Here is a 25,727-nt window from a genome sequence, read left to right on the forward strand (position 1 = left end):
GTCATGCGCCGGTAGCGACGTGTAGCCGCACGGTGGTACCGGCGGGTGTGCTGCGGATCTGGACCAGGTCGCACAGTTGGTTGGCCAGCCACAGCCCGCGCCCACCGGCCTGGTCGAGGGTGGGGCGTTGCCGGCCGAGCAGGGGATGGCCGCGCAGCTGGCCGGCATCACTGATCTCGCAGACCACTGCGTCGCCCTCACACCACAGTCGGATGGTGCCCTGCCCGCCACCGTGACGCAGACTGTTGGTGGCCACTTCGTTTACGGCGAGCATCAGATTGTCGGTGGCGTCGCGGTCCAGGCCGTAATCCTCGGCGTGGCGCTGGACGTGGGCGCGCAGCATCCGGAGCACATGGGTGCCCGTCGCGAACGCCGTCGGCTCCGCGTGCGCCGGCGCCGGCGGCAGCGGGTGATCCAGCCGGGCGGGAGACGGATGCGCATGCAGGTAGTCACGACTGCGCCGCCGCGTGCCGTGACGCACTACGACGGGATGGCTTCGGCGGGCCTCGTCCACCACGTCCGGCGCCAATGCCTCGATGTCGTACGGGCAGAGCAGCGACCAGGCGTGACTGTCGGCGAAGGCGACATTGAGCAACGTCTCGTGCGCCTGACACTCGACAAGTTCGGCGGCACCGCGGCCGGCCCAGATCGGCTCTCCGATACCCCGCACCGGCCGATCGGCGTGCAGATGCTCGTCGACGAACTGCCGCCACCGGGGAATGATGCGTGCCGGATTCCGGCCCACGTGTGCCATGTCGGCGAAGTGCACCCGGTCGGCGTCTCCGCCCAACGCGGCGCGCAACGCCGTGATCTTGACGGCGTCGACCACGACCAGGGTCGGCTCGTCGCAGGCCAGCCCTTCGCGGATGAACGGCACCGTCCCGTCGAGGAATTCGCGATGGCCTGCGTACAGCAGCGCCTCATGCCGAAAGGCGCGACTGTGCTCCCGGGCGTGGTGCGTTTCGATGACGCTCATCGCGCCTCCTGCACCGGCGCGGCCGACGACCCGACCCGCGCAGAGTGATGACCGGAGGGCTCGGGGTGAAACTCCACCATAGGCAACAGCAGGTCCAGGTCGAACAGCGTCCAGCAGCGCCGGAAGGCGAGACTCGCGTCTTCGACGATCACTCGCAGGTCAGGCCGGGAGCGGACCAGCCGAACCAGGGCCTGGATCCCGTCCACCGCGATGAACTGTAGGCCGGACGCTCGCAACCGAAGGAGGGAAGCCCCACGGGACATGCTCGCCAGCGCCCGCTCGAACACCTCCACATTCAAAGTGTCGATCTCGCCGGTCACCTCCCACACCCCGCCGGCCACGTTCCACATCCGCAGGCCGGGATCGGCCGGCACGGCACCGACGGTTGCCGGGTGAACGGCCACCATTTCCGCGATCGTGTCGGCATCGAAGTGTCCAGTGCGGTAGGCGCAGACCACCGTCGCGCCCAGCTCTCGGACGACCTCGTCCAACCTCAGCTCGAAATCGGCCAGCTCCGCCCGGCTCGGCGGACAGGACAGCAACCAGTCCATGTCCGCGACCAACCGCAAACCGCGGTACCCCTCGCGTCGCGCCGCCTCGGTCTCGCGCCGAAACATTGCGTACATGACCTGCGGATCAACCGGTCCTCGGCCGAGAAACGCCACATGCGGGTCGGCCCAGGTCACTGCCGCATCCGCTGGTGCACTTTTCAAACTTGCGTGAGGAGCGAACCGGAACAACTTCTCGCCATGAACTACGCCGTCGGCCAGGCAATCGGCAGTCCATGCCTCGAACTCGGCCGCCGAGTCGACCACGCAGCACACGTGCGAGCCCGGACCCCACCGGTCCAGCTCGCCGTACTGCGCCACGTGGCCTGCATCCCGCACGCCGACCACCATAGCCACGGACCGCGCCCAAAGGCATCCCCGGTACGCCGAGGGAGGGCACCACCAAAAGGTCACACCCAGGGTCCGGCGGTTCGTACGGCTTGCTGGGCACAGCCGCCTCGTTACCGGGCGAGATCGTCGCCGTGGACGTGCGCCAGGCGCAGGGATGCGCCGCCGGGCACGTCGCGCCGCGAGCTGCATCGCTCGACCAGACGCTCAGATTGGCTGACCGGGGTGCTCGCGTAACCCCAGGTTACGGTTTCGCGGTTGAACCCGGCGGTCAACCGGCGGCGCCCGTCGGCTGGTCGTCAGGGCCCGAGGCGTCAAGTAGGTGCCCGGTGGGCAAGGTAGGGTGCGAGGCCGTGTCGAAGTAGGCAGCCTCGGCGGCGTCTGCGGCGCCCTCCGCCACCAGGTGCCAGTGGATCCGCGCTGCCAGCTCGGCGTCGCCGGCGGCGTGCGCGGCGGTCATGCGAGCAACCTGGAGCTCCGCGAACGTCTGGGCTGACGAAGACCGAGTGCATGACATCCCTCTATACTGAAGCGCTCGAATGTCGGCACAATGTCGGACTTGCGACAGTCACGCCCTTGGGCCGCCACGACATTTGCACTCCTGGGCTTACCGCAGGCGGCGAAGCCCATCAAGCACGGGTCCAGGTCGGTCACCCTTGTGGGCCCATGGCGGGCACAGGCGTCACTCGATTGAGGGACGTACGGCCGAGGCGACGACTCATCCGGCAGCACCATAGGTCACAAGCTGTCTGTTCTGGACGTCTGCCCGATCTCTGTGCCCGAAGAACTCGGCATCCGACCTCCATCGCTCGCTTGTTGGCATACCGTTCCGCGCTGCGCTGCGCGGGCACCCCCACCCGGCTCACCGACGAGCTTTGCGCACGCTATATCACCAACGCCGCCGCGTTGGCGCCACCAGAGTCGTAGCCGCTGCTGGCTTCCCACGTGCCGCGGTAGCCGATGAAGGCACCACAGCGAAGATCATCACCGAGGTCGTCCGGGACTCCGAGCGATCAACGATTGGATCGCCGCGCTCGAGAGCAGATCACCGCCGCACTCGCCGAGCGTGATGTCGAACGCCAGAGCCGCGCAGGGTGCTCGGCAGCGTGTCGGACATCGTCGACGTCAAGGCTGCCACTGGACTCCGGTCAGCGCCGCTAGTCGGCGACGCTGATCAGGGCAACCGCATCCGGGACTCCCACGCGAATTGGTTCAATAAGCCGGTTGTTGGCGCAGGTCAACACCGCGACGGAGCCGGTGGCGGCCCGGCGAACCGGGTGGGCTTGATCGTGGCGCAACACATCGCCGGCGCAGGTAGCTGGTGTGTACAGCCAGAACATTGAACCGTCGGCCATCATGCCAAGGTAGGTCTCGGTGAGCGTGGCACCGATGAATCGTCTGAGCGGGCGTAGTCGAGTATCGGCAATTGGATTCCGGCCAGGAAACGCGCTGGGCGCTGCCGATGTACACCCCAGTGGCGAAACGCTGACGCACCGGCATTCCGCATCTCAGCCAGGGCGACCCCGGCCCGAGGTGTCACCCGAGGCCCCGGTGTTGCTGGCGTTTCGCAACCCGGCTGCGCACCGGACCGGTATCCATAGGGGGTGGGCCGAAACAGGTTGGCGTTCATCCGGCATATCGCTGTGCGGGGCAGCCCGCACCGGTGGTACCTCGTCATCAGTGCGCTCGCGCTGTTGGTCGGCGCGCTGCTGCCTCCGGCGGCACGCTTCGGGGTGTACATCGCGGTGGCCGGCTCGGTCATCGTGGCGGTCGCCGTGGGCGTGCGCCGGCACCGGCCGGTGTGGCAGACACCCTGGTGGCTGCTGGCAGCCGCGGTGGCCATGTCCCTGCTGGCGAACGTCGGCTGGGTGATGGTGATGACCCCGGCTGGCACGCCCCGCTTTCCGTCGGTCGGCGACGCCTGCTACGCCGCGACACTCGTGGTCCTGGCATCGAGCCTCTACCGGTGGGTACGACCGGACCACCGCCGTGGTGGCGCAGTGGACGCCAGCATCGTGGCGATCGGCGGCGGCGCCGTGCTGTGGACCCTGGTCATCGGCCCGTTACTGCTCGACGGGCGTTTCGGGGGGCTGCGGCTGAGCAGCTACCTCTTCTATTTGGGCATGGACCTGCTGATCCTCGTGCTGACCGTCCGCGTCGTGGTGGTATCGCGGGTCCGTACGCCCGCGTATCGCCTGATGGTCACCGCATCGAGCCTTCTCGTGGCGACCGACACCGTGCACTACACGGCGTTGCTGGCCGGGCGGAATCTGAGCACGGTGACCGCGCTGGGCTGGCTGGGCTGCTACCTGCTGATCGGCGGCGCGGCCCTGCACCCGTCGATGGCGCGCAGCACCGGCAGCATGCCGGGTAACCCGTCACCGGCATCGCGGCGGCGGTTGATCACCTACGTGTCGCTTGCTGCCGGTATCAGCGGGCTCAGCATCGTCAGGCTCACCGCTGTGGTGCCTGGCACGCAGGCGACGCAACTCATCGTCTTGGAGGCCCTGGGCGGCGTGCTGTCCGCACTGCTGGTCCTGCGCCTTTCCCAACTCGCCACGCTGCTGAACCGCCGCGTACACCTGGATCCGCTGACCGGCCTGGGCAATCGGGCCGCGCTGCAGGACCGCCTGGACCGGGTGAGCAATCGACACAGGGTGCTGCTCTTGGTGGACCTCGACGGCTTCCGTGACCTCAACGACACGTTCGGCCATCAGGCGTGTGACGCCCTGTTGACGGAGACGGCCGGGCGGATCCGGGCGATCGTGCACACCGACGCGACCGTGGTACGCCTCGACGCCGATCAGTTCGCGGTGCTGGCCCCGGCCGGCGACGACCGCAGCGGCGCCGGCTTGGCGCAGCGCATCCTCAGCGCTGTGCACGAGCCGTACCGGGTGCGCGGCCTGACCGTGCGGCGGTTGTCGGCGAGCATCGGCGCCGTGCCACTGCTGGGTTACCAGGACGGCTCCCCGGGCCTGCGCGACGCCGACCTGGCCTTGCGGACCGCGCAGGCGCTCGGCGGCGACCAGGTCGCGCTGTTCGACCCTGCCGCACACGCCGAACGGCTGGCCAACACCGAGCTCGTCGCACAGTTGCACCACGCGATCGAGGCCGGCGAGCTCAGCATGCACTACCAACCGATCATCGAGCTCGCCACCGACCGGATCGTCGCCGCGGAGGCGTTGCTGCGGTGGACGCGGGCCGACGGCACCGCCGTCCCTCCGGCGCGGTTCATCCCGCTGGCCGAGCAGAGTGGCGTGATCATGGCCATCGGTGACTGGGTCCTGGCACAGGTGTGTCAAGACATGCACCATTTGTGGGTCGAACACGACCTGGCGGTGAGCGTGAACGTCTCCGCCCAGCAGCTGCGCGACCCGCTGTTCGCGGCCCGCCTGCTGCACCTGCTCGACACCGCCGGCGTGCCGGGTTCCGCACTGATCGTCGAGATCACCGAGACCGTGTTGGTCACCTCCGTCACCGACGCCGCGACCGTGGTCTCGCAACTGCAACAGCTACGAAGCCACGGGGTGCGCATCGCCATCGACGACTTCGGGACCGGCTATTCGTCGCTGGCGTACCTGCGTGAGCTTCCCGTGGACATTCTCAAGATGGACGGCTCGTTCACCGCCGAGCAGGTCGACAAGGGCGGTAGCCGGGAACTCGCCTTCATCCGCACCATTCTGGAGCTGGGACGCAGCCTGAACCTTCTGACGGTGGCCGAGGCGGTAGAAACCGCCACCCAGGCTCAGCGTCTGCGTACCCTTGGTTGCGACCTCGCCCAGGGCTACTACTTCGCCCGGCCCGCACCAGTGACGGCCCTGCACGACCTCCTCCAACACCGGCCGGCAACAGCAGCACCACGGCCTGCTACCAGTGCCGCCACGATCAACGAAACCTAAATCCAGCGGCTCACCTACACGCCATCAGAAGGACAAGGACGGACCGGTAAGTAGTCTCCACCGTCGTGTCCGCCAGGCAACTGCCGGAGAGAGATGCTAACGACCACCGTCGCGGCGGCGAGCACCCGCTGCGACTCGTGCAGCATCCCATCACGGCAGCTCACCCCGGACCGTCCTACGCACGGTCAGATTTGAGGAAGAGCTAGCGTCAAGCGCCTAGCCGTCGATGACATCCAGGCTGATCGGCAGGCCAGTAAGCGATACCGGGTGGTCCAGCCAGGACGCCCCGGGGCCGACCATCGAATGGGAGATCCTCGACCCGCGAGGGCATCCACTCTTCACCGCGAAGCCGCGCGGAGGCGAGCACGCCAAGCCGGCATTGGGCCGCCGCGAAAAGGTCGGTGCGTCGATGCCGCTGAGTGCGCAGGCCGCGCGTGAGGTGGCACATTGTTCTACCTGCCGAACGGTGCCATCAGGACCAACGGGCGCAAGATCAGCTCGATGGCCACGCGGGCGTCCCAGGGACCGCCGCCCGGCTTGCGTGCACCCGAAAGAAGTCACCCCGTTCGGCGCCGGTAACGGCGCCTACGATGGACGCCACCGACCCTGTCGGCCACGCCCGGCGCCTGCGAGGACCAGCCATGACCAACGCCGCGGATCTGCGACTCGGCGACCACGTCTGCCTACCGTTCGACACCGACGACGCGCTGCGGGCGCACGTCGCCGCGTTCACCGCCGCCGGCCTCGACGCCGGTCACCGCGTCATGGTGTTCACCCCGACGAGCACCGTCGACGCCATGACCGGCTGGCTGAGGCGGCATCACCGCGCGTCCACCCGGGCCCTGGACACCGGCCAGCTCCAGATCCACTCACCGGACGACGTACACCTGGCCGGCGGTTGCTTCGAGCCCGACCGGATGATGACCGGATTCGCGCACGCGACCGAGCAGGCACACGCCGACGGCTACCCGGGCCTGCGAGTCACCGTCGACATGAGCTGGGCCTTGCAACCCGTCCCGGGCGTCGAGCACCTGTTCGACTTCGAAGCCAAAGCCAACCGCCTGTTCCTCGACCACCGCCTGGCCGCCGTGTGCGCCTACGACGAACGCCGCTTCAGCCCCGCCGCCATCAACCAGGCCTGCGCCGCACACCCCAGCACCCCCGGCATGGCCACGATGCGTTTCACCCGTCCACCCCGCCCCGGCCTGAACCTGTCCGGAGAAATCGACATCGGCAACCGGCAGGCCCTCGACGGACTACTCACCACCCTGCCTTACGCCGACACCACCCTCGACCTCACCGGCGTCACGTTCATCGACGCCGGCGGGGCCGGTGCGCTGCTCCACTTCGCGCAAGCCCGCGGCGACCGCACCACCACGATCGTCGCCGGTCCCAAAGTGGTCCGGCTCCTGAATCTCCTGGACGCCGCCACGGTGGCCGGCCTCACCGTGGTCGCCGCCAAGCTGTCAACCCAGCTGCAGGAGACACCGTGACCCGCCAATCCGCCCTCGACGACAGATTCGTGCATCCGGCGCTGTTCTACCGCGACGACGCCGAATACCTGGCCGGCACCGTGCCGTTCGTGCGTGCCGGACTGGCCGCCGGTGAACCCGTCGCGGTCGCCGTCCCGCCGGACAACCTGCGGCTGCTGCGCGACAGCCTCGGCGTCGACGCGGCCAGTGTCCGCCTGCTGGACATGACCGTGGCCGGCCGTAACCCGGGCCGGATCATTCCCGGCGTGCTCCGCGCGTTCGCGGACGCCCACCGCGACGTCCCCGTTCGCATCATCGGCGAACCGATCTGGGCCGGTCGCAACGACGCGGAATACCCGGCCTGCGCCCAACACGAGGCGCTGATCAACCTGGCGTTCGCCGGACGCGCCGTTACGATCCTGTGCCCGTACCACACCGGATCGCTCAGCCCGCAGGTGCTTGCCGACGCTGCCGTCACCCATCCGGTCCTCGTCGACGACGACGGCGAACGGCACAGCGACCACTACGACCCGTACGCGATCATCAACGGCTACAACACACCCCTGCCCGCCCCACCGCACGCCGCATCGATCCGGTTCACCTTCATCACCGCCGCGCGGGCCCGCCGCTTCGCCGTCGAGACGGCCCGTCGGCTGCGGCTGCCGGACGCGCGCATCGCAGACCTGGAACTGGCCGCCGCCGAACTCGCCGCGAACGCCGTCACGCACGGCGGCGGGACCGCCACCATCACCATGTGGGCCGACCACCGATACGTCATCTGCCAAGTACAGGACGGCGGGCATCTGACAGACCCTCTCGCCGGCCGGGTCCCCGTCACACCAGACAGCCTCCGCGGCCGCGGCCTACTGCTGATCAACCACGTCGTCGACCTCGTCCGCATCCACACCAGCACCCAAAGCACCACCACTCGTGTCCACATCGCACACGACTACGCGAAGAAACCGCCCTGTCATGGTGAACTCGGGACGTTGCTGAGCGACTCCCTGACCGCCAACACATAGCTCCAGGCGGCCCCGGCTTGCCATCGCCGTCAAGGTCATTTGCCGTTGTTGATCTTCACGGGTGAAGAGCGGGGACCCACTCGCCGGGTCGCTGTCGTGCTACGGCCAGGGCAGGACGCCGGCCGGTACGGTGATCCCGGTCTGCCCTCAGTGCGGCGCGGCGGGTGTACCGCTGTTCTCGGCCTGCCCCTCCCGGAGTCTTCAGAGCTCGCGGAATGAGCGGATCGCCCGCGTTGACGTATGGCCTTGTTGGTTACCGCTACCTCGGCGCACGGTCAAGGCTGTGTGCCTCGACGGTGCTATACCTGACCCGTAGGCGGCGGCCGGCGCACTGATCACGTCACGGCGCCGGTTTCTGGAGGGTGATCTCTTCGGCGTACCCCTTAAGGCGACGTCTCCACGCTTTGAAGGGAGAGCCGTCGGATCCGCGGGGGACTTTGGAAGCTGACAGTGGTTTCGCTGTTGTGGGTCAGGGTTGGCGTGGTGGTGGGGTGAGGAGGGTGAGGGCGAGGATGGCGACGTCGTCGCTGCGGGGTTTGGGGCCTACGTCGGCGTTCAAGATGTGCTCGACCAGAGCTGCGGGTTCGTCCGGGGGTCCGGACTGGATCGCTGCGCAGAGTTCGGTCAGGCCGCGGTCGACGGTGTAGCGGCGGTCCTCGATGAGTCCGTCGGTGTACAGCACGATGCTGCATCCAGGTGGCAGCGAGAGTATCTGGTCGCGGTAGGTGGCGTGCCGGGTGCCCAGCGGTGGCCCAGGTCGCACGTGCAGTGGCCGGGATTGATCGCCGGTGCGCAGTACGGGCGGGGGGTGGCCGGCGAGGACCGTGGTGGCGGTGCCGTTCGACAGGTGGAGTTCGAGGTAGCAGCAGGTCGCCATGGCCTGCGGTTCGTAGCGCAGCAGGTGCTCGTTCGCGCGGCGTACCACGGCGGCGGGTGGGCTGCCGTCGGCGGCGTAGGCGCGTAACGCGCTACGCAGTTGCCCCATGGTCGCCGCGGCCTGGGGGCTGTGGCCGGCCACGTCACCGATCACGATGGCGGCCCGGTCGGCGGTGATCGGGATGACGTCGTACCAGTCGCCGCCGACGTCGGCGCCGTCGCTCCAGGGTAGGTAGCGCACCGCGTGCCGGGCGCCAGGGATGCTGGGCAGTACGGCGGGTAGCAGTGCCCGTTGGAGGTCTGCGGCAATGGACAGTTGGGATTGGTAGAGCAAGGCACGTTGCAGTGCTTGGGCGGCCAGCCGGCTGAAGGCCGTCAGATTGGCGCGTTCGTCGTCGTCGAAGTCCCGCGGCTGCTGGTAGCCGATGACCAGGGTGCCGATGACCTGTCCGGCGGTGGTCAGCGGCAGGAACGCCCACGCGTTGCGGCCGCCACCGGAGATGGCGGTGGCGGGGTCGGGTTGGGCAGCCGCGAATTGCTGCGGTGAGCTGAGGTAGCGGGGTTGCCCGGTGCGGGCGACGCCGGCTGCGGGGTACGGGTGCGACATCGGCACCTGCCGCAGCTGTTCGACGACGTGGTCCTCGTAGCCGGCGGAGTACCGCAACGCCAGCCCGCCCTGCTCCACGAGGAGCACGGCGAGACCGTGTCCACCGGCGGAGGGTCGTAGGACGGCGCCCATGGCCAGGTAGACCTCGTCGGGGGTGTTGGCGGCGACCAAAGCGGCGGTGACGCTCTGCAGGGCGGTGGTCCGTTGCGCCGCAGTGCGGGCCTGCGCGGCGCTGTGCTCGAGTTGCCGCTGGTGATCGACCTGCTCGGTGACATCGCGGTAGGACACAGCAACGAAGCCGGTGTCGATGCGGACCGCCTTGAGTTCCCACGCTTGCGCGGTGCTCGACGAGGTCAACTGGTGATGCCACGTCTCGCCGGTCTCGGCGACCGCGCGCAGGTATTGCACCAAGTCGACCTCCGCGGCGCCGGACGGCCGCTCGACGATCCGCTGCCCGATGAGATCCTCAACGCAACGGCCGGCGAGTTTCGCACCGACCTGATTGACGTACTCGCGGGTGAAGTCGACGATCGTGCCGGCGTCGTCGCGGACGGCTCGCAGCAGCGCGAACCCGTCGAAGGCCGCATCGAGCGCGTCGTAGAGGCGGGCGCCGGCCTCGCTCTCGGACCCCATGGTGAGCTTGGAAAGATCGACGAACCGGGCCACGAACCCGTCATCGAACGGCATGACCCTGATCTCGAAGTGACCGCTCACGGTCGCCCGGTCGTAGTAGACGGTGCGTACTGCCGGTACCCGCTCTTGCACCACCTGCCGGTACAGCGGGAGCGTCCCGTCGGTGACGGTCTCGGGCCACAACTGCCGATATGTCCGGCCGATGAGCTCGTCGCGGGGTCGTTGCAGGAACCGGCTACCGGCTTCGTTCAGGTAGGTGAGGGTGAAGTCGATGATGTCGCCGTCCTGGGCACGGACCGCTGTCGCCAGGGCGCAGCCGTGCGGATCACCTTCCAGCAGACCCACAAGCTCCGCCGGCGGCCATGCGCTCATGGGATCCCCACTCGTCGGCGCTCGCGATCGACCATCAGCGTAACCGCCCACCTCGGCCACCGACCGGGTGAAGTTTCACGGCTCACGCCCGGATCCGGTGCCGCGGTGCTGTAGCCGGAAGTGACATATGTGGTGCCGTCCCGCTCACAGTTTGTGCATCGCTCCCGAGGCGGGACCGTCCGGCGCGCGGTCCGATGAAGGCGGATGGGCAATCATGGGGAGTCGGATCGGTATCTTGGCGCGGCTGGTGGGCATTAAGGAGGCCATGACGGGATGGACGAATCGGCATCCACTGCCGCCCGACGAGGAGGTAGCACGGTGGACCCTGGACCAGCCACCGGCACTGGAAGCCTTACGCGCCGGACTGCAACGCGCGGTCAGCGCCTACGCGCCGGAGCATGCCGTCGACCTGACCGACCTCACCGAGCGTCTCATGATCGCCGCGACAGAGTTGGCCGGCAACGCCCTGCGGCACGGTCGGCCGCCGACCGTCGTCGCGTTGCTGCGCGCCGACGGGCACCTGATCATCGATGTGACCGACAACGACCCCACCACCAGGCCTACCGTCGACCCTGACCGCCCACCCGGCAGCGGCGGGCTCGGCCTGACCCTGACGCAACGCCTCGCCCAAGAAGTCGGCTGGTACGCGAGCGACACAGACAAACACGTCTGGGCGCAATTCACCATTTCCGCAGACTGACCGGGGATGAATCCCCGCACTGGTGTGGCCTCCGCCGCGCTCCCGCCAACTTCAGCGGTAGTTGTCACTTGGACGGGGGCCTGGGTGCGGCTCGCCGCCCTCGAGGCCAGCCCGCCTGCGCGGCACGTCCGCGGCGCTCAACCACGGAGCGTAAGGGTAGTGCGCGGTCGCCTAAACTGCACCAGGAAGCGTTCGAGCGTTATCGCGGGACGAGGAAAGGTTCGTATCTATCGAGCGTAAATGCGCCCGAGCCCGATGACTGTGCTTCTATCACCTGCCGGCGAGGTGTATGTGCGTGATTGACAGTCTCCACTTCGGCGCGTGGGAACAAAGACATGGACACAGGGAATGAAGCGCCCGGAACCCCTGCGGAGGGTTCCGAGCTTACCGTTCGCTCGTCTGTGGCTAGACACCCAGGCAAGCGCGGATGTCGGCGACCGGAACGAGACCGCCAAGGCGGCGGAAGACGGTATCAACGACCTGGTCAACTGGTAGCCCGGCGCCTAGCAGGGGGCCAGCGATCGCCTGGACGACTGAACAAGCGACCGGCTGCTGCTGGGCAACTGCGGTCGTGTTGCTGCCACCGATAGGAGCAGCGGTCGCGGCGGTGGAGACACCGACAAAGCTGAGTCCTATCGTCGCCACCACCATCGAACGGGCCAGAGCGTTGCTGATCATGAGTTCCCCCTACTCATAGCCAAATCGAACGGCAATCACCCTACCTCCGAAGGTGCCGACGAGAGCTTGTTTCGCAACTCGCGGCGTCCGGTCATCGGCAGACGGGCGCGGGCCCAATTTGCGCCTGCAAGCCCTGCTGAAGGCAACGGTGTGTAGCCGTGGCTGAACGTCACCACTGTGACTGCGACCGCTAGTTGGCCACCCACCGGGTACGTGAGCTGCTACGACCCGTGCGTTTGCGACGGGTACGTGGCCAGTTCTGCGAGGCCTGTTGGCCACCTTGAGCGCGACGGCTTGGAGGACCCACAACAGGGGACGCCTCACCGGCGCGCCTACGCGTTGCTCCCAAAGCGTGCGGCGAGGGTCTGATCTCGAGCACGGCGGACGTCGGCCGGGTGTGGGGGGACATCAACGCGACCGGGCTGTCCCGGGACCGCACCTCGGCCTTGGGCCAGGCGGTTCCCGGCCTTCTGCGGCTCGCGAGTATGCATGAGCGGGAGGCTCGTTTGGCGGCAGGCGAACGGCGGCGCGACCGCCGGTCGGTGCGATTCAGGCGAGGACGGCAGAGGTGGCCAGGGCGGGACTGTGCCAGGTCGAGGGGTCGGGTGGTGCTGGTGGGGTGCCCAGCAACGCCTCGACGGCGTCGAGGATCTCTTGTTCGGTGCAGGGCTTTGCGAGGAAGCGCTGGGCCACGGACATGGCGATGAGCACGTCGTCCGTGTTCGTCTCGGCCGACAAGATCACTCGGGCGGTGTGGGGGTGTGCGACGCTGACGTACTGCAACAGGGTGGCGCCGCCGGTACCGGGCATGTGGTAGTCGCTGATGATCACATGGCAGGGCCGGGCCGAGAGGATCTCGACAGCATCGCTGGCGTTGCTGGCGAACGACATCAGCCATCGGTCTGCGTGATGGTGCAGCATGCGCCGCAGGCCGGCCAGGACGTGGGGTTCGTCGTCGACGAACAGCAGATGCGGCCGACCGAGGTGGTCCGGTGAATGCGGCATGGCTGCCTCCTTCGAGCAACGACCGTTCGACCCGCGTCGCGCGCCCCTAGCCGTACCGTGCATCACGTTGCACCGAATCATGCGGTCGGCCGGGTGTCCGTCGCGGGAGACGCCCGGGTGTCATCCGGTTGCGGACCGCAGGATGACCAGCCGGTGCGGGCTCCCGGCACCGGTCCGACGGGCCGCGCGCGACCCGGCAACTGCTATTACCCCGGCATCTGGCACCAGAGCCCTCGACCCTGTACGCCGACGGGGTGCTGTGGCCGCACGTCGGATTCTGATCGGATTTTGAGTAGAGGACGCCGGCGTAGTGGTGTGGGGCTCGGACGGTTGTCGGTGAGCGTTGTCCGGCGACTCATAGCGCGGTGGCGGGTCGCGGCTTCGGTGTGACCGGTCACTGGAAGGTATCCATCGGCGCTGGCGCAAGGCTCAGAGCTGTTGTCCGTTCGAGCATCGGCCAGGCGGCTAAGGCGTTAGCCTTTTTGCAGCAGTGTCACGCCCAGCCCCCAGGGGCACCGCCGTCCACAGATTCTGGCGTAAACGGGGGCCGACCAATGGTGCAGCCGGTGTCCGACACGGTCCGGGTGAGTTGCCGTGATGGGGTGCTGCACGAGCCGCAGCGGGTGCTTGCCGCCGCGTTGCAGGCCTACATTGCGATCGACCCGGCCGGGTTGATAGCGGGTTGGAACCCGGCCGCCGAGGCCACCTTCGGCTTCACACAGGCGCAGGCATGCGGCCGTGACGTCGGCGATCTGATCATCCCGCAGCGGTACCGCGACGCGCACCGTGCCGGGTTGGCCCGGCTGGCCGCGGGCGAACCGGGCCGGGTCCTGGGACAGCGGTTGCAGCTGACCGCGGTGCACCGCGACGGCTGCGAGTTCCCCATTGAGATGACCCTGACAGCCACCCAGGAGCCGTCCGGGTGGATGTTTCATGCCCTGGTCCAGGACATCACCGCCGCGCAGCGGGCGAGCCGGTTCGCCGAGGTGGAGACGGCGGTGGCCCGCGGGCTGGCCGAGGCCGCCTCCAGTGCCGCCGCGGCGGCGCGGGTGGTGGAGGCGTTGGGCGTGAAAATGGACTGGCGGGTGGTCGAGTTGTGGCTGGTCGACGACGACCGGCAGCTTTTGACGTGCGCCGCCCGCTACGCCGAGCCGGGCCGGCGCCTGGACGGCTTCGCCGTCGACGAGCTGGAAGCCGGCGTGGGCCTACCCGGGCGGGTGTGCCAGCAGGGCAGGCCGCACTGGATTGCGGACCTGGGCGCCGACGCCCACTCGTTGCGCGGCCCCGCCGCGGCCCGTGCCGGGCTGCGGGTCGCCGTCGGGGTGCCGCTGTGCACCGGCCGACACACCTCCGGCGCGTTGTGCGTCTACGGTGATCGCGTCGAAGACCCGCAAGACACCCTCACCGCGCTCCTCGGAGGGATCGCCGCCCAGCTCGGGCAGTACCTAGAACGGCGCCGGGCCGAGGAGTTGGCCGTGGAGCTGGCCCGCACCAAGGACGAGTTCCTCGCCATGGTCACCCACGAGCTGCGCAATCCGCTGTCGGTGATCACGAGCACGGCGGCGTTGTTCGGTGATGAGCTCGAGGAATTGTCGACCGATCAGCAGCGGCATTATCTGCAGGTGATCACCCGCAGCGCGCAACGGCTCTCGGTGATGGCCGAGGACCTGCTCGACCTGGCCCGTCTCGAGTCCGGGCACCTGGCCATCGACCCGGGTCGACACCGACCTGTGCGCGATCATCGACCAGTCGGTGCAGGCACTGACCGCGCAGTGCACTGCCAAGGACCTCACCGTGAGCGTGCGACTGCCGCAGCACCTGCAGTTACACGCAGACCCGGGCCGGCTGCGGCAAGTCGCCGACAACCTGCTGTCCAACGCGATCAAATACACCCCGGCCGGCGGCACCATCACCATCACCGCCGACCGCACGCAAGAAACGATCACCTGGACGGTGTCCGACACCGGCATCGGCATCCCCGCCGCTGAACGGCCCCGACTGTTCCGCCGCTTCTACCGCGCCTCCACCGCCCTGGACAAACGCATCCCCGGCACCGGACTCGGACTGGTCATCACCCGCACCATCGTCGAACGCCACCACGGCAGCATCGAACTGGCCGCACACACCGGCCCCGGCACCACCTTCAAGATCTGCCTGCCCGTCAGTACGCCGGTGACCGCCGCCTACCGTAGGGGCTAGCGCGCCGCTGCCAGTGCTGGTCGGCGATGTGGTGGCTGGGGACTGCCCTGGTCCCTGGTACCGCAGATGCTGATCCTGGTGACCGAGCCGATCCGCGACTTCCTCGACGGCCTACCAGCCTCGGCAAGCCACCGCGACCGTCCACTTCTTCAGGTCGACGTGGCTAGACCTGGAAGCCGGCGACGAGCTTCTGCAACTCGTTGCTCATGTGCGCCAGGTCGGTCGAGGCCTGCTGAGCCTGGGTGACACCGGCCGCGGTGGTGCGCACGGCGACGGCGACACCGGCCATGTTGTCGGCGATCTCCCGGCTGCCGGACGCCGCCTCCGCAACGTTGCGGCCCATCTCGGAGGCCGTCGCCGTCTGCTCCTCCACGGCGGCCGCGATGAGGTTCTGCGAGTCGCTGATCCGGCCGATCACGTCGCTGATGCGCCCGATCGCGTCCACCGCGCTGTCGGTGTCGGCCTGGATGGACTGCACCCGGCGGGCGATGTCCTCGGTGGCCTTCGCGGTCTCCTGGGCCAGGTCCTTGACCTCACCGGCGACCACCGCGAAGCCCTTGCCCAGCTCCCCGGCGCGGGCCGCCTCGATGGTGGCGTTGAGCGCCAGCAGGTTGGTCTGCTCCGCGATCGAGGTGATCACCTTGACCACGTCGCCGATCTCCGCCGAGGACGTGCCCAGCTTACCGACCGTCGTGGTGGTGTCCCGGGCGGCCGTCACCGCCTCGGCGGCGATGCGGGCCGCCTCGCCGGCGTTGCGCGCGATCTCTTGGATCGCCAGGCCCATCTCCTCGCTGCCCGCGGCCAGGGTGCTGACGTTGCCAGATACCTGTGATGCGGCGCCGGTCACCACGTTGGCCTGGGCGTCGGCCTCCTCCGCGGAGGCGGCGATCTGCGTGGACACGACGGACAACTCCTCCGAGGCGGCCGACAGGGTGACGGAGTGCCCGGCGATGCTCGACACGGTCTCGCGCAGGGCGGCGGCGGTGGTGTTGAGCGCCTCACCGAGCCGGCCCATCTCGTCCTTGGAGCGGACCTCGGCCCGGGTAGTCAGGTCACGCTGGGCGAGCCGGTGCAGCGCCGAGACGACCACCGCCAGCGGGCGTACGACGGAACGAGTGACCAGGATGCTCAACAGGACCGCGAGTACCAACGCCACCGCCAGCGCGACGCCGAGCACCGTCAGGCTGGCGATCCGCGCCCCGGCCGCCTCTGTCCGCAGGGACGCGACCCGGGCTTCGACTGACTTCTCCAGATCGGCGGTGATGTCCAGGACCACGCCGTAGGAGTCGGCCGCCTCGCCACCGTTGATGCTCTTCATCACCTTGGCGCGGGCCTGCTGGGTGTCTGGCTGCAGCCACTGCATGAGCGTGGCGTCCCACGTGAAGAAGTCGTCCCAGGCGGGCTTGAGTTCGGCGAACTTGGCCCGCTCCGCGGCGGTCATGTCGCTGGTGTGCGCCGCCGCGTACGTAGCGTAGATGGCGTCCTTGGACTTCATCTCGCCCTGGCGGTTGTAGCCGTCGGCGCCGGTGGCGTAGGCGTACCCGAACGCGCCGGCGTCGGCGACCACGAGGCCCTGCCAGCCGGTGACGTCCGCCGCGTAGTACTTCATCAGCTGCACGTCGTCGCGGACCTGTTCCAGGGCGGCCAGCCGCCGCTGAGCGTTGTCCTGCTGACGCAGGCCCCACCAGCCGGCACCCGCAGCCGCCAGGATGAGCACGGTCAGGACGCAGAACGACAATGCCAGCCGCTTGCCGACGCTCATGTCACGGAAGTACCGCATGACCAACTCCGGATCATCTCGGACGATCTCCTCGAGGGATCTGTCTGCCTGTCTGTCTGATCGGCACGGATGTCGCCCTGCAAAGGCGTGACTTCCGGGTCGACCGTTCTCGGCCCGACTATCCGTTTTCCGCGGCGCAGCGCCAGGTGAGCGGACTCGAGCCCCGGAAGTCACCAGTGGGGGCGCTGTCCGCGGGGCGTGGAGTGTGCCCATGGCCGACATCGCAGCTCACTTGGGCCGCCGCCGCGGTTCGGATCCGTACCCGGCCGCGGCGATTGCGCGAAAACCGGTGATCGGCCGGGCGCGCGGTCGCAGAACCGTCGACGGCTGGCGGCGAGGCCCCGGCCTGGCGAGCTGACGCTACGGCGGGTGCACCCAGCAAGGCGCCGCGCCGCCACCGGATGGCACCCGGATGCCCCGATGCTGACAGCAGATCTGCAACGACGGTCGGAGGTTTGACGGTGGCGCTGCTTCTCGTGGTCGACGACGAGCCTGACCTGCTCGACCTGCTGACCCACATTTTGAAAGCGGACGGTCATACCGTCCTGGCCGCAGCCGACGGGCCGGCCGCACTGCTGATCGCGGCAGGACAGCGACCCGACCTGGTCATCACCGACTTCCACATGCCGCAGATGACCGGCATGCAGCTGGCCGAACATCTGCGCGGGGCCTCGGCCACGGCAGCCACGCCGATCGTGGTGCTCAGCGCGGCGGCTGACCCGGACCTCGACCGGGACGGGCTGATCACCCGGTGGCTGTCCAAGCCGTTCTCGCCTCGGCAGTTACGCAGCGAAATCAGCGCCGTCTTGGCACAGACCGCCGCTCTCGCGACGGCATGACCGCTCGGCGGCCCGGGTTCGCGACGACACACCCGCTCTTGGTCTGAGGATGCCTCGTTCGGTTCCGGCTCCTCCCCGAGTCCGGTGTCGAGGATGATGCTGACGGGAGTGCAGACGATCGTGATCTCATCGGTGCGCAAATGCCGGGCCAACTGACGCGGGGCCAATATCCTCCGGGTCGACACCGAGGCGATGCGCGAGCTGGACGCGGGCCTGCGCGCGGACCTGGTCCTGTCGCACGAAGTGATCATTGTGGCTCACAGCACGGATCCCGGAACGGCTTTCCGCGAAGCCGCTGAGGCATTGCCTTGGATGGCGCGCTGGCGACTGGAAGCCCCGAAGTGCCACGTTGACGGGCCAAGTAATTAGCTTCGACGGTGTTTTCCCACACTCGCGATGTTGTCGTCCCCGCAGTCATACGAGTTGGCCTACCACCGGGGCCGCATCTGTCTCTCAAATGCCTGCGGAGCGGCACCCCGTAGCGATCCGGTCTGCAACCGTTCACGCCTAGCGTGAGGGGGTTACAGCCGATGGTCCCCGTGGGGCCTGGACGGGCGACAGGATGAGGAGACGGTGCGCATGGCGGCGGTGGCGAGAGACGGTTCGGTGCGGCAGGCGTTCATCGCGGAGCCCGGCGCAGTTGCCGGGCCGCGTGCGTTCGTCGGAGCCGGGGTGATCGTGGCGGTGTACCTCCTCGTCGTCACCGTGCAGCCGTTCGGCGAACGGGGAATGACCGCCTTCGGTGACCTGTCGTTGGCCGTGGCGTCGTTGTTCGCCGCCGTGGCGTCGTTCGTCGTCCGGGCCCGGACCCGCGGGGCGGCCCGGCGCGGTTGGACGCTGATCGGTGCCGGCATGGTGTCCTGGACACTCGGGCAGCTGGCCTGGAGCTACTACGAGGTGGTGCTGCAGGTCGAGTCGCCGTTCCCGTCCGTGGCCGATCTCGGCTACCTGGTGACCGTGCCGCTCGTGCTGGGCGGGATGGCCGCCCTCATCACGGCCCGGCGGGGCGCCCTGCGCACGCTCCTCGACGGGATGATCATCAGCGGCTCGCTGCTGGTCGTCAGCTGGGCCTTCGTGCTCGGGCCCATCGTTCACACCGGCGGCAACACGCCGCTGGAGTGGGTGGTCGTGCTGGCCTACCCGATCGGCGACGTCGCCATGGCCAGCATGGCGCTCATCCTGCTCGGGCACGTCCATGCCCGGGAGCGCGGCGCGGTCGCGTTGATCGGCGTCGGGGCGCTCGGCCTCGCCATCGGGGACAGCTTCTTCGCATACCTCGTCAACATCGACGCGTACACCGCCGGCGGCCTGATCGACCTCGGCTGGTTCGGCGGATTCATCCTCATCGGGCTGGGTGCGCTACGGGCTCGCGCGGGCGAGGCCCGCGGCGACACCGACCTCCACGCGCCGCTGTGGGTGGCGCTGCCGTACGTGCCGCTGGCCATCGCCGTCTCCACCTCGATCACCCTGACGCTCCTGCACGGCTGGATCGGCACGTTCCTGTACCTGCTCGGGGTCGCGGTGCTGCTGCTGGTCGTCGTCCGGCAGCTGGTCAGCGTCCGAGACAACCTCGCGCTCACCCGCCAGCTGCAGCATCTGGCATTCCACGACCCACTGACCGGCCTGGCCAACCGGGCGCTGTTTCGCGACCACTCCGAGCTGGCGGTGGCCCGGCAGAACCGTACCGGCGAGCTCCTCGCCGTGGTCTACGTCGACCTCGACGGCTTCAAACAGGTCAACGACCGGCTCGGCCACGCCGCCGGTGACGTGCTGCTGACCGCCGTCGCCAACCGGCTGCGCCATTGTGTACGCGCGTGCGACACCCTCGCTCGCCTCGGCGGCGACGAGTTCGCTGTCCTCGCCGACCCGATCAGCATGCCCGCAGACGCCGAGCACATCGCCCACCGCATCGTCGAGGCGCTGCGCCAACCGTTCGACCTCGACGGCCACCCGGCGGTCATCGGCGGCAGCGTCGGCATCGCCATCGGCCGCCCGGGTGAGGCGAACGCCGACGAGCTGCTGCGCCGCGCCGACCACGCCATGTACGAAGCGAAGGTCGACGGCAAGGGACGCTACACCGTCTCCCCGGAGCCGCTCGCCGCCTCCCTGCACCGCTGAGAGCCATGCCAGGATCTGCCGAGGCGTCTCGTGAAGTAGGGCGCCAGGATGGCGAGGCTACGGCACGGCCGTTCGGCCCGCTGCTGGTAGCACTCAGCTGTTGTCCTCAAGGGCCTTTTGGCGTTCGGCTTTGATTACGGCTTGTCGTTGCTGTTCCGGGGTTGGCGGTCGGGGTGGGTCTGGACGGGTCTGGCGAGAGCGGACAGTCGCATGCCGTAGCCGGTCTGGTCGGTGGCTTTGATGATGAGCTGTGGTGCGGGGTCGGCGGGCCAGCTTAGGATGAGATATTCCTCGTCGGAGTCCTCGACGTCTCGGCCAGGCATTACGCCGTCGAGGATCCGGCAGACCACGAAGGATCACAACAAGGCCATCCGCGAGTGGGCGGCGAACAACGGCCACCGGCTCTCCGAACGAGGCCGCATTCCGCAGCACGTGACGCAGGCGTACGAGGCGGCGCAGAAGGCTCCGATGGCAACGCCGGCCAAGCCCGCCCGCGCGCCGAAAGCGGCGGTCACCAAGCCGGCAAAGGCCGTCAAGACGGTACCGCGGAAGTAGATCCCGGCGACCAGTTCGCGGGGAACTAAGCGCTAAGCGCGGAGGTGCCGCGCGGAAAGGGGCGGGCTCCGCTTAAGTATCAGCGTGACGAGGCTCCCGACTTGTCGGTGCGGGGCCGCTCGGTGTCGCGTCACTCCGCTCCGCCGGCAGCGGTCATTGCGAGGCCGTGGGCGGCGACCATCTGGGCGCTGCCGTCGGCCAAGCGGTAACACAGACCCACGACGGCGGCCCGGCCGGCATCGACCCGTTCGGCGAGCACGCGAGAGCGGTCCAACAGCAGGTCAACGGTGTGCCTGACGTGCTCAGCCAGGATCTCGTCAGCCTCCACCCGACCGGCGGCCCGCGCCGCGAGGACGCTGGGCGTCACCCGCTCGATGACGTCCCGGACGTACCCGACCGGCGTCATCCCGTCCTCCAATGCGGCGCACGCAGCGCTCACCGCGCCGCAGGAGTCATGGCCGAGAACCACCACCAGAGGGCAGTTCAGCACACCCACCCCGTACTCGATGCTGCCTAGCACCTCCGCGCCCATCACGTGGCCCGCGGTGCGCACCACGAACAGGTCACCCAGCCCACGATCAAAGATGATCTCTGCCGACAGCCGGGAGTCGGAGCACCCGAACAGCACGGCGAACGGCCGCTGGCCCGGGGCGATCTCGGCGCGGCGCGCGGCGTCCTGGTTCGGGTGCTCCGGAGTGCCCGCAACGAAGCGCTGGTTACCGGCCAGCAGCAGCTCGAACGCTTCCTCGGGAGTCCGGGGGTTGATCTCCGTCATTGCCGCAGCCTATCCGCCGGCCTGCCCGCGTGCCTCGACGAGGCACGAGCACTTGCCCAGGGGCCAGCGCAGTTCGCCGGACGCGGGCAGGGTCACGAACCGCCAGCCGCGGATCACCTCGAGCCAGCGCGGTGGTGGTGCAGCGGCCGGCGGCGAACGCGGCGCAGCGCGACGGGACCGCCCGAGGTGCGGGTTGTCGGCGGCGTGGTTCGGGGCCGCCGCAGTCCGGTCGAGGGTCCAGGTCAGTGTTGTCGCCAGCTCGTCGGCGTTGAGCGGGCTGCTCGCCAGTGCGACCATGACGGCGAGCACCTTCTCCGGCGCACCGTTACCCTTCCCCTGCGCCTCTTCGACGCCACCCGCTACGACGGGCCCACCGGCGACCCGACCAACTGCACCCCGTCGGCTTGAGCACCTCTTTTTGGAAAGCGAGCACCGCACCGTGTCGATCACCACTGACAGCGCCATCGCCCTCACCGATCCGGCCCGGCTCGCCGCGGTACGCCGCTACGAAATTCTCGACGCCCCCACCGACGGCCAGTTCGACACGATCGCCGCCGCCGCTGCGGCGGTGTGCGGCACCCCGATCGCCACGGTCAGCATCGTCGACGCCGACCGGGTCTGGTTCGCCGCCACCCGCGGCCTGGACGGCGTGGCGCAGGTCGGCACCGAACCCGGACTGTGCGCGTCGGCGTTCTGCGCCGACGGCCCGTACGTGGTCAACGACGCGGTGGCAGATCCGCGCACCCTCGACCATCCGCTGGTGCGTGGCGAACTGGGACTGCGGTTCTACGCCGCCGCCCCGATCGTGACCGCCGACGGACACCACCTCGGCACGGTCACCGCGATCGACGCCACGCCGCGGGAGCTGACCGACGCGCAGAAGACGGTACTCTCCCATCTCGCCGACCAGGTCGCCCAGCACCTGGAACTGCGCCTGGCCACCATCCAAGCGGTCCGCGCCGAACGCGAGTTGCGCACCGAGGCCGAGAAGCGCGCCGCCGCCGCCGCGGAACTCGCCGACCAGATGCGCACCGCCGCGGCGAAGCAGGCCGCCACGCCCCACCCCGAGCGCTGCGAACTCGGCGGCACCGCGGGATGCACCGCACCGGCTGAGATCAAGGTCGCCGACTCGTGGGGCGACTCCGCGTGGGGCTGCACCGCCCACGTCGAGGAAGCCATCATCAACGTCACCTCGGTGTACATTGCCAGCGAAGAACTCGGAGGCCTGGCCGCCTACCTCAACCGCTGACTCGGGTACTGGGCGTGGACGTTACGACTGACTCGCGCAGATACGCCTTTCAGGTTCTGCTTGTCGATGGGGTCGTTGCCCCTCCTCACCGGGCGGCCCAGCGCCGGAGTGGGGCTGTGCGGGTCGGCCGCCCGCGGTGACTTCGTCGACGGCTGGAGCGACGTCGACTTCATCGCCTGGAACCTGCCAGACGGCTCCAAGACTGCTGAAGCGCTTACCTCCCTCGTGACCCAGACAGCCCAACGCCACGGCCTACACGCGTCGCTGCACCTCGCCGACGAAACCGGTGGCAATGCCCGCCGACTGGGACCGCTGTACGACATGAAGATGCGCGCGGTCATGCGCCGAGTCGGCATCGACGTCCCCGTCATCGCCGGAACCGGGCCAACGGCGATGGCCGACGCTCCCACGGCCACAGACCTGGGCGCACAGATCCACCTGCTGCACGACTTCGCCACCACCCGTCTGCAAGCTCCGGCCGGCAGCGATACAGAGCGCAAGGACGCCGCCCGGCGGGTACTGTCCGTCCTCAGCAGCGCCGCCCGCCAAACCGTAAGCACCCGAGAACCAGACATGTCACTGCGACTGCCTACCGTCGCCGACGCCCTGCAACAGCACTGGCCCGCCTGCAACGCCACCGCACTACTGCGCGACTACGACACCTTCCGCCGCACCGGCGCTAGGAACCTCGACACCGCCGAACGCCTCGCCCGCCAGGCCCATGCTGCAATACGGTGCATCGACAAGTGCACCACCAGAGGTTGACGTGATCATCTTCGTCGACGGAGTGGACGGCAGCGGAAAAACCACCCTCATCCGACACCTGGCCAAGACACTCACCTGCATCGGCGAGGACGTCCACATCACTCCCGCCCTTTGGCGATACCTGTCCACGATCACCACGCCAGATCAGTTCGAGCCGTGGGTCACCACCGCCGACGGCGCCGATGTCGCCATTAAAATGCTGGAGGCCATGACCCGACGAGTGCGACACCTTCAGCATGAGGCGACCCAGGATCACTCCTTCTACCTGGTCGACCGTGGCCCCAAGACGGTTCACGCCTCGGCCGTCGCGCACCTCAGCGGCCCGCAGGTCACAGCGGGACGACTCGGCCCAGCCGTAGGCCGCATGACAGACGCGATCGCCGACCTTGCCGGCACGACCCGCTGCCAAGCCGTCGAAATCCGAGCCGAACTGGAAGACGCAGACATCCTGTGGCGGCGCCTGGAAGCGCTCCAATCGATATCACGGCCGTATCAGACGTACCTGAACGCGTTCCTGCGGCAAATGATCTCCAGCCCTGCTTGGCCCGGAATTCCATCGACCAGCTTGGCAGTCAATGACACGCTACAGGGCAATCTTGAGCGCGTATCCGCCGTCGTCGCCTCGATGCTGTTCCCCACGAAGCCGTGAACCCGCGCGTCCCAGGCCGCCGCCCTGCCGTGGTCCGTATACGCGCAGTCGCCGACACCTCCCAGCAGAGCGCGCAGCGTTAGGACCGCCATGACCAGAGCACGCGTACGCGCAACGTCATACATCACCCGAACTGCCCCGAGCGGCCTCGAACTCCTCGTATTCAACTACCCCGCTGCGCCGGAAGCCGGCACCCACTTGCCAGGAGGCGGTGTCGAAGCCGGTGAACGTCCGGACACGGCAGCCTTCCGAGAGGCCACGGAGGAGACGGGAATCGCGGGACGCCTCGACCTGCGCGGAGTCGTCGGGATCCAGCAAGGCACCTACGACACCGGGCCTTCCGCGCATCAGCGTCTACTTCCACCTCGTCAGCGACGAACGCCGGGACACATGGACACACACCATGATCGGCGACAAGGACGCATGGGACACCGGACTTGAAGTCGCCTGCCGATTCGTCACGCTGCCCGAGGCGGCGAAACTCCTCCGGACAAGCTGGCATCGGCAGGAGAAGTTCATCGCGCTCCTCGACCCCGTCGCCTAACCCCTCTGAGAGACTCGGCTCCTCCAACGAGGAAGTGCCATCCCTCAACCACGATGACTAACCGGGGGATCGTGTGATTTGGAGACTGGCGGTCGCCTGACCGCAACACGCGATCAACATCCTGACACCCGGCCCACACCGTCACCTAGGCAACGGGCGCCGGCCGATCCCGGCGCAAGTCACACAACCTCGGACAAATCCCATGGCTATGAGTGACTGTCTTGTTGGCTACCGCGAAACGCGCGCTGTCCTGCTCGGTGTTGGGCCGCGGCGGTGGCCGGCTCGGGAGAAGTCGACGCCGATCACGCTGGTTGGCGGCGTGCGCGGACGCGGCGGTGCGGATGAGCGTCGCCGCAATCGACACGTCCAGGACCACGAGCGGATCGCTTGGCATCACCTGGCCGTCGTCCTGCGGATGATGCGCGGGCCCCGGCCCGGGTCCGAGGGCGGGTGGCGTAGCCCCTCGCCCTGACCACCGTGCCGGCGGCATCGATGACCACGTCGGTGTGCCGCTCGCTCAGCTCCTGCCACCAGGCAGCGTCCACGAGAGACCGGCCGGGCCACCGCCTCGGCCAGCATGTCCGCATCAGCCACCGGTTGACCGACCGGCCGATCGGTGTTGATGAGTTCAGGACCCCGAGCGAATCACCCATGTCGTACGGACGCACGGTGAGCCCGACGACACGGACGGAGGCATTCGAGCTCGTCCTTTCTGCGGCACGCACGGCGTTCAGGGAACCGCCGACGCGGCCACCTCAATGTCGCCGATTGGTGCCACCGACAGCTTCGCAACACGCGATCACCACGCGAGCACCACGATCCACATCGTGGGACGATCGCGCCGAGAAGTGGGAAACCAAAAAGGCCGTGACGCGCGTTTCCGCAGGTCACGGCCTTTTCTATGAAGTGCGCCCGAAGGGACTCGAACCCCTAACCTTCTGATCCGTAGTCAGATGCTCTATCCATTGAGCTACGGGCGCTCGGTGCTTCGCCAGCATACACACCGGTTCAACACGCGGAGACTCCGGGATTCGAACCCGGGAGGGGGTATAAGCCCCCAACCGCATTAGCAGTGCGGCGCCATAGACCAGACTAGGCGAAGTCTCCCTGGCGGCCTT

General features: G+C 68.5%; 25 protein-coding genes and 2 tRNA genes. 14 read left to right on the forward strand and 13 right to left on the reverse strand.

Translation table 11 applies throughout. From position 1 onward, the window contains the following. Position 1: 1 nt before the first annotated feature. From AB0M36_RS18505 to AB0M36_RS18520, 4 genes are all read right to left on the reverse strand, one after another. Entirely contained in the window at positions 2 to 976 is a 975-nt protein-coding gene (locus AB0M36_RS18505; RefSeq protein WP_364158880.1) for a sensor histidine kinase, read from the reverse strand. Then, positions 973 to 1,875, reverse strand: a complete 903-nt coding sequence (locus tag AB0M36_RS18510; protein WP_364158882.1) for an MEDS domain-containing protein — start codon at positions 1,873 to 1,875, stop codon at positions 973 to 975. Before AB0M36_RS18510 ends, AB0M36_RS18505 begins: the two co-directional genes overlap by 4 nt. Positions 1,876 to 2,143: 268 nt before the next feature. After that, the gene (locus tag AB0M36_RS18515; protein ID WP_364158883.1) at positions 2,144 to 2,332 is read right to left on the reverse strand and encodes a hypothetical protein; all 189 of its coding nucleotides are present in this window, start codon (positions 2,330 to 2,332) and stop codon (positions 2,144 to 2,146) included. Between the two features lie 697 nt (positions 2,333 to 3,029). Further along, on the reverse strand, positions 3,030 to 3,227 hold the full coding sequence (locus AB0M36_RS18520; RefSeq protein WP_364158885.1) for a hypothetical protein: 198 nt from the start codon (positions 3,225 to 3,227) through the stop codon (positions 3,030 to 3,032). A 249-nt stretch (positions 3,228 to 3,476) separates the two neighbouring features. Between AB0M36_RS18520 and AB0M36_RS18525 the strand changes: the two genes are divergently transcribed. From AB0M36_RS18525 to AB0M36_RS18535, 3 genes are all read left to right on the forward strand, one after another. After that, positions 3,477 to 5,771: a bifunctional diguanylate cyclase/phosphodiesterase gene (locus AB0M36_RS18525; RefSeq protein ID WP_364158886.1), complete on the forward strand. Its 2,295-nt coding sequence runs from the start codon at positions 3,477 to 3,479 to the stop codon at positions 5,769 to 5,771. A 641-nt stretch (positions 5,772 to 6,412) separates the two neighbouring features. After that, on the forward strand, positions 6,413 to 7,264 hold the full coding sequence (locus AB0M36_RS18530; protein ID WP_364158889.1) for an MEDS domain-containing protein: 852 nt from the start codon (positions 6,413 to 6,415) through the stop codon (positions 7,262 to 7,264). Continuing rightward, positions 7,261 to 8,265: an anti-sigma factor RsbA family regulatory protein gene (locus AB0M36_RS18535; protein ID WP_364158892.1), complete on the forward strand. Its 1,005-nt coding sequence runs from the start codon at positions 7,261 to 7,263 to the stop codon at positions 8,263 to 8,265. Before AB0M36_RS18530 ends, AB0M36_RS18535 begins: the two co-directional genes overlap by 4 nt. A gap of 469 nt (positions 8,266 to 8,734) precedes the next feature. Here AB0M36_RS18535 and AB0M36_RS18540 read toward each other — a convergent pair whose 3' ends face one another. After that, positions 8,735 to 10,753: a SpoIIE family protein phosphatase gene (locus AB0M36_RS18540; protein ID WP_364158894.1), complete on the reverse strand. Its 2,019-nt coding sequence runs from the start codon at positions 10,751 to 10,753 to the stop codon at positions 8,735 to 8,737. A 265-nt stretch (positions 10,754 to 11,018) separates the two neighbouring features. Here AB0M36_RS18540 and AB0M36_RS18545 point away from each other — a divergent pair, with 265 nt between their 5' ends. Further along, on the forward strand, positions 11,019 to 11,453 hold the full coding sequence (locus tag AB0M36_RS18545; protein ID WP_364158896.1) for an ATP-binding protein: 435 nt from the start codon (positions 11,019 to 11,021) through the stop codon (positions 11,451 to 11,453). 405 nt (positions 11,454 to 11,858) lie between these two features. Here the strand turns inward: AB0M36_RS18545 and AB0M36_RS18550 are convergent, their stop codons facing one another. Together AB0M36_RS18550 and AB0M36_RS18555 are read right to left on the reverse strand one after the other, a co-directional pair. Then, a complete protein-coding gene (locus AB0M36_RS18550; protein ID WP_364158899.1) occupies positions 11,859 to 12,131 on the reverse strand; it encodes a hypothetical protein in 273 nt (90 codons plus the stop codon). A gap of 549 nt (positions 12,132 to 12,680) precedes the next feature. Next, positions 12,681 to 13,136: a response regulator gene (locus AB0M36_RS18555; protein WP_364158902.1), complete on the reverse strand. Its 456-nt coding sequence runs from the start codon at positions 13,134 to 13,136 to the stop codon at positions 12,681 to 12,683. A gap of 566 nt (positions 13,137 to 13,702) precedes the next feature. Between AB0M36_RS18555 and AB0M36_RS18560 the strand changes: the two genes are divergently transcribed. After that, positions 13,703 to 15,124: a histidine kinase dimerization/phospho-acceptor domain-containing protein gene (locus AB0M36_RS18560; RefSeq protein WP_364158904.1), complete on the forward strand. Its 1,422-nt coding sequence runs from the start codon at positions 13,703 to 13,705 to the stop codon at positions 15,122 to 15,124. Next, positions 15,018 to 15,335, forward strand: coding sequence for an ATP-binding protein (locus AB0M36_RS18565; RefSeq protein WP_364159624.1), 318 nt, complete (start codon positions 15,018 to 15,020; stop codon positions 15,333 to 15,335). The genes AB0M36_RS18560 and AB0M36_RS18565 overlap by 107 nt, the downstream gene beginning before the upstream one ends. 163 nt (positions 15,336 to 15,498) lie before the next feature. Here the strand turns inward: AB0M36_RS18565 and AB0M36_RS18570 are convergent, their stop codons facing one another. After that, a complete protein-coding gene (locus AB0M36_RS18570) occupies positions 15,499 to 17,115 on the reverse strand; it encodes a methyl-accepting chemotaxis protein (RefSeq protein WP_364158907.1) in 1,617 nt (538 codons plus the stop codon). Positions 17,116 to 17,576: 461 nt separating this feature from the next. Between AB0M36_RS18570 and AB0M36_RS18575 the strand changes: the two genes are divergently transcribed. Beyond that, on the forward strand, positions 17,577 to 17,954 hold the full coding sequence (locus tag AB0M36_RS18575) for a response regulator (protein ID WP_364158910.1): 378 nt from the start codon (positions 17,577 to 17,579) through the stop codon (positions 17,952 to 17,954). A 579-nt stretch (positions 17,955 to 18,533) separates the two neighbouring features. Beyond that, positions 18,534 to 20,072 (forward strand): GGDEF domain-containing protein, encoded by a 1,539-nt coding sequence (locus AB0M36_RS18580; protein ID WP_364158913.1) that lies wholly within the window; start codon positions 18,534 to 18,536, stop codon positions 20,070 to 20,072. 134 nt (positions 20,073 to 20,206) lie between these two features. On the opposite strand, the gene AB0M36_RS18585 is transcribed toward AB0M36_RS18580, so the two are convergent. Further along, on the reverse strand, positions 20,207 to 20,395 hold the full coding sequence (locus AB0M36_RS18585; protein WP_364159675.1) for a hypothetical protein: 189 nt from the start codon (positions 20,393 to 20,395) through the stop codon (positions 20,207 to 20,209). Between AB0M36_RS18585 and AB0M36_RS18590 the strand changes: the two genes are divergently transcribed. After that, complete coding sequence (locus AB0M36_RS18590; RefSeq protein ID WP_364158915.1) at positions 20,352 to 20,627, forward strand: histone-like nucleoid-structuring protein Lsr2; 276 nt, start codon at positions 20,352 to 20,354, stop codon at positions 20,625 to 20,627. The two genes, AB0M36_RS18585 and AB0M36_RS18590, sit on opposite strands and share 44 nt — an antisense overlap. A 130-nt stretch (positions 20,628 to 20,757) precedes the next feature. Here AB0M36_RS18590 and AB0M36_RS18595 read toward each other — a convergent pair whose 3' ends face one another. Together AB0M36_RS18595 and AB0M36_RS18600 are read right to left on the reverse strand one after the other, a co-directional pair. Further along, positions 20,758 to 21,402: a carbonic anhydrase gene (locus AB0M36_RS18595; RefSeq protein ID WP_364158917.1), complete on the reverse strand. Its 645-nt coding sequence runs from the start codon at positions 21,400 to 21,402 to the stop codon at positions 20,758 to 20,760. Between the two features lie 9 nt (positions 21,403 to 21,411). Continuing rightward, positions 21,412 to 21,699 carry a hypothetical protein gene (locus tag AB0M36_RS18600; protein WP_364158919.1) on the reverse strand — a complete coding sequence of 96 codons (288 nt, stop codon included), beginning with the start codon at positions 21,697 to 21,699 and terminating at the stop codon, positions 21,412 to 21,414. Positions 21,700 to 21,841: 142 nt separating this feature from the next. Between AB0M36_RS18600 and AB0M36_RS18605 the strand changes: the two genes are divergently transcribed. The 5 genes from AB0M36_RS18605 (at position 21,842) to AB0M36_RS18625 (ending at position 24,609) form a co-directional block, all read left to right on the forward strand. Continuing rightward, positions 21,842 to 22,651 (forward strand): GAF domain-containing protein, encoded by an 810-nt coding sequence (locus AB0M36_RS18605; RefSeq protein ID WP_364158922.1) that lies wholly within the window; start codon positions 21,842 to 21,844, stop codon positions 22,649 to 22,651. Positions 22,652 to 22,717: 66 nt separating this feature from the next. After that, positions 22,718 to 23,416 (forward strand): hypothetical protein, encoded by a 699-nt coding sequence (locus tag AB0M36_RS18610; protein ID WP_364158924.1) that lies wholly within the window; start codon positions 22,718 to 22,720, stop codon positions 23,414 to 23,416. A 1-nt stretch (position 23,417) separates the two neighbouring features. Beyond that, positions 23,418 to 24,065, forward strand: a complete 648-nt coding sequence (locus AB0M36_RS18615) for a hypothetical protein (RefSeq protein WP_364158927.1) — start codon at positions 23,418 to 23,420, stop codon at positions 24,063 to 24,065. Between the two features lie 90 nt (positions 24,066 to 24,155). Next, entirely contained in the window at positions 24,156 to 24,506 is a 351-nt protein-coding gene (locus tag AB0M36_RS18620; protein ID WP_364158930.1) for an NUDIX domain-containing protein, read from the forward strand. Beyond that, positions 24,469 to 24,609, forward strand: coding sequence for a hypothetical protein (locus tag AB0M36_RS18625; protein WP_364159677.1), 141 nt, complete (start codon positions 24,469 to 24,471; stop codon positions 24,607 to 24,609). Before AB0M36_RS18620 ends, AB0M36_RS18625 begins: the two co-directional genes overlap by 38 nt. A 907-nt stretch (positions 24,610 to 25,516) precedes the next feature. Here the strand turns inward: AB0M36_RS18625 and AB0M36_RS18630 are convergent. Next, positions 25,517 to 25,589: transfer RNA gene (locus tag AB0M36_RS18630), tRNA-Arg, on the reverse strand. Positions 25,590 to 25,625: 36 nt separating this feature from the next. Continuing rightward, positions 25,626 to 25,716: transfer RNA gene (locus AB0M36_RS18635), tRNA-Ser, on the reverse strand. Positions 25,717 to 25,727 lie beyond the last annotated feature (11 nt).

This window comes from Actinoplanes sp. NPDC051346 (assembly GCF_040682215.1).
In the GTDB taxonomy this organism is placed as follows: Bacteria; Actinomycetota; Actinomycetes; order Mycobacteriales; family Micromonosporaceae; genus Actinoplanes.

What these genes read in the sequence shown, in the direction of transcription:
- AB0M36_RS18505 (WP_364158880.1), bottom strand. Translation starts at nt 976, where the DNA reads ATGAGCGTCATCGAAACGCACCACGCCCGGGAGCACAGTCGCGCCTTT.
- AB0M36_RS18510 (WP_364158882.1), bottom strand. Translation starts at nt 1,875, where the DNA reads ATGGTGGTCGGCGTGCGGGATGCAGGCCACGTGGCGCAGTACGGCGAG.
- AB0M36_RS18515 (WP_364158883.1), bottom strand. Translation starts at nt 2,332, where the DNA reads ATGACCGCCGCGCACGCCGCCGGCGACGCCGAGCTGGCAGCGCGGATC.
- AB0M36_RS18520 (WP_364158885.1), bottom strand. Translation starts at nt 3,227, where the DNA reads ATGGCCGACGGTTCAATGTTCTGGCTGTACACACCAGCTACCTGCGCC.
- AB0M36_RS18530 (WP_364158889.1), top strand. Translation starts at nt 6,413, where the DNA reads ATGACCAACGCCGCGGATCTGCGACTCGGCGACCACGTCTGCCTACCG.
- AB0M36_RS18540 (WP_364158894.1), bottom strand. Translation starts at nt 10,753, where the DNA reads ATGAGCGCATGGCCGCCGGCGGAGCTTGTGGGTCTGCTGGAAGGTGAT.
- AB0M36_RS18545 (WP_364158896.1), top strand. Translation starts at nt 11,019, where the DNA reads ATGACGGGATGGACGAATCGGCATCCACTGCCGCCCGACGAGGAGGTA.
- AB0M36_RS18550 (WP_364158899.1), bottom strand. Translation starts at nt 12,131, where the DNA reads ATGATCAGCAACGCTCTGGCCCGTTCGATGGTGGTGGCGACGATAGGA.
- AB0M36_RS18555 (WP_364158902.1), bottom strand. Translation starts at nt 13,136, where the DNA reads ATGCCGCATTCACCGGACCACCTCGGTCGGCCGCATCTGCTGTTCGTC.
- AB0M36_RS18570 (WP_364158907.1), bottom strand. Translation starts at nt 17,115, where the DNA reads ATGCGGTACTTCCGTGACATGAGCGTCGGCAAGCGGCTGGCATTGTCG.
- AB0M36_RS18580 (WP_364158913.1), top strand. Translation starts at nt 18,534, where the DNA reads ATGGCGGCGGTGGCGAGAGACGGTTCGGTGCGGCAGGCGTTCATCGCG.
- AB0M36_RS18590 (WP_364158915.1), top strand. Translation starts at nt 20,352, where the DNA reads ATGAGATATTCCTCGTCGGAGTCCTCGACGTCTCGGCCAGGCATTACG.
- AB0M36_RS18585 (WP_364159675.1), bottom strand. Translation starts at nt 20,395, where the DNA reads ATGCCTGGCCGAGACGTCGAGGACTCCGACGAGGAATATCTCATCCTA.
- AB0M36_RS18595 (WP_364158917.1), bottom strand. Translation starts at nt 21,402, where the DNA reads ATGACGGAGATCAACCCCCGGACTCCCGAGGAAGCGTTCGAGCTGCTG.
- AB0M36_RS18600 (WP_364158919.1), bottom strand. Translation starts at nt 21,699, where the DNA reads ATGGTCGCACTGGCGAGCAGCCCGCTCAACGCCGACGAGCTGGCGACA.
- AB0M36_RS18610 (WP_364158924.1), top strand. Translation starts at nt 22,718, where the DNA reads ATGGGGTCGTTGCCCCTCCTCACCGGGCGGCCCAGCGCCGGAGTGGGG.
- AB0M36_RS18620 (WP_364158930.1), top strand. Translation starts at nt 24,156, where the DNA reads ATGACCAGAGCACGCGTACGCGCAACGTCATACATCACCCGAACTGCC.
- AB0M36_RS18625 (WP_364159677.1), top strand. Translation starts at nt 24,469, where the DNA reads ATGATCGGCGACAAGGACGCATGGGACACCGGACTTGAAGTCGCCTGC.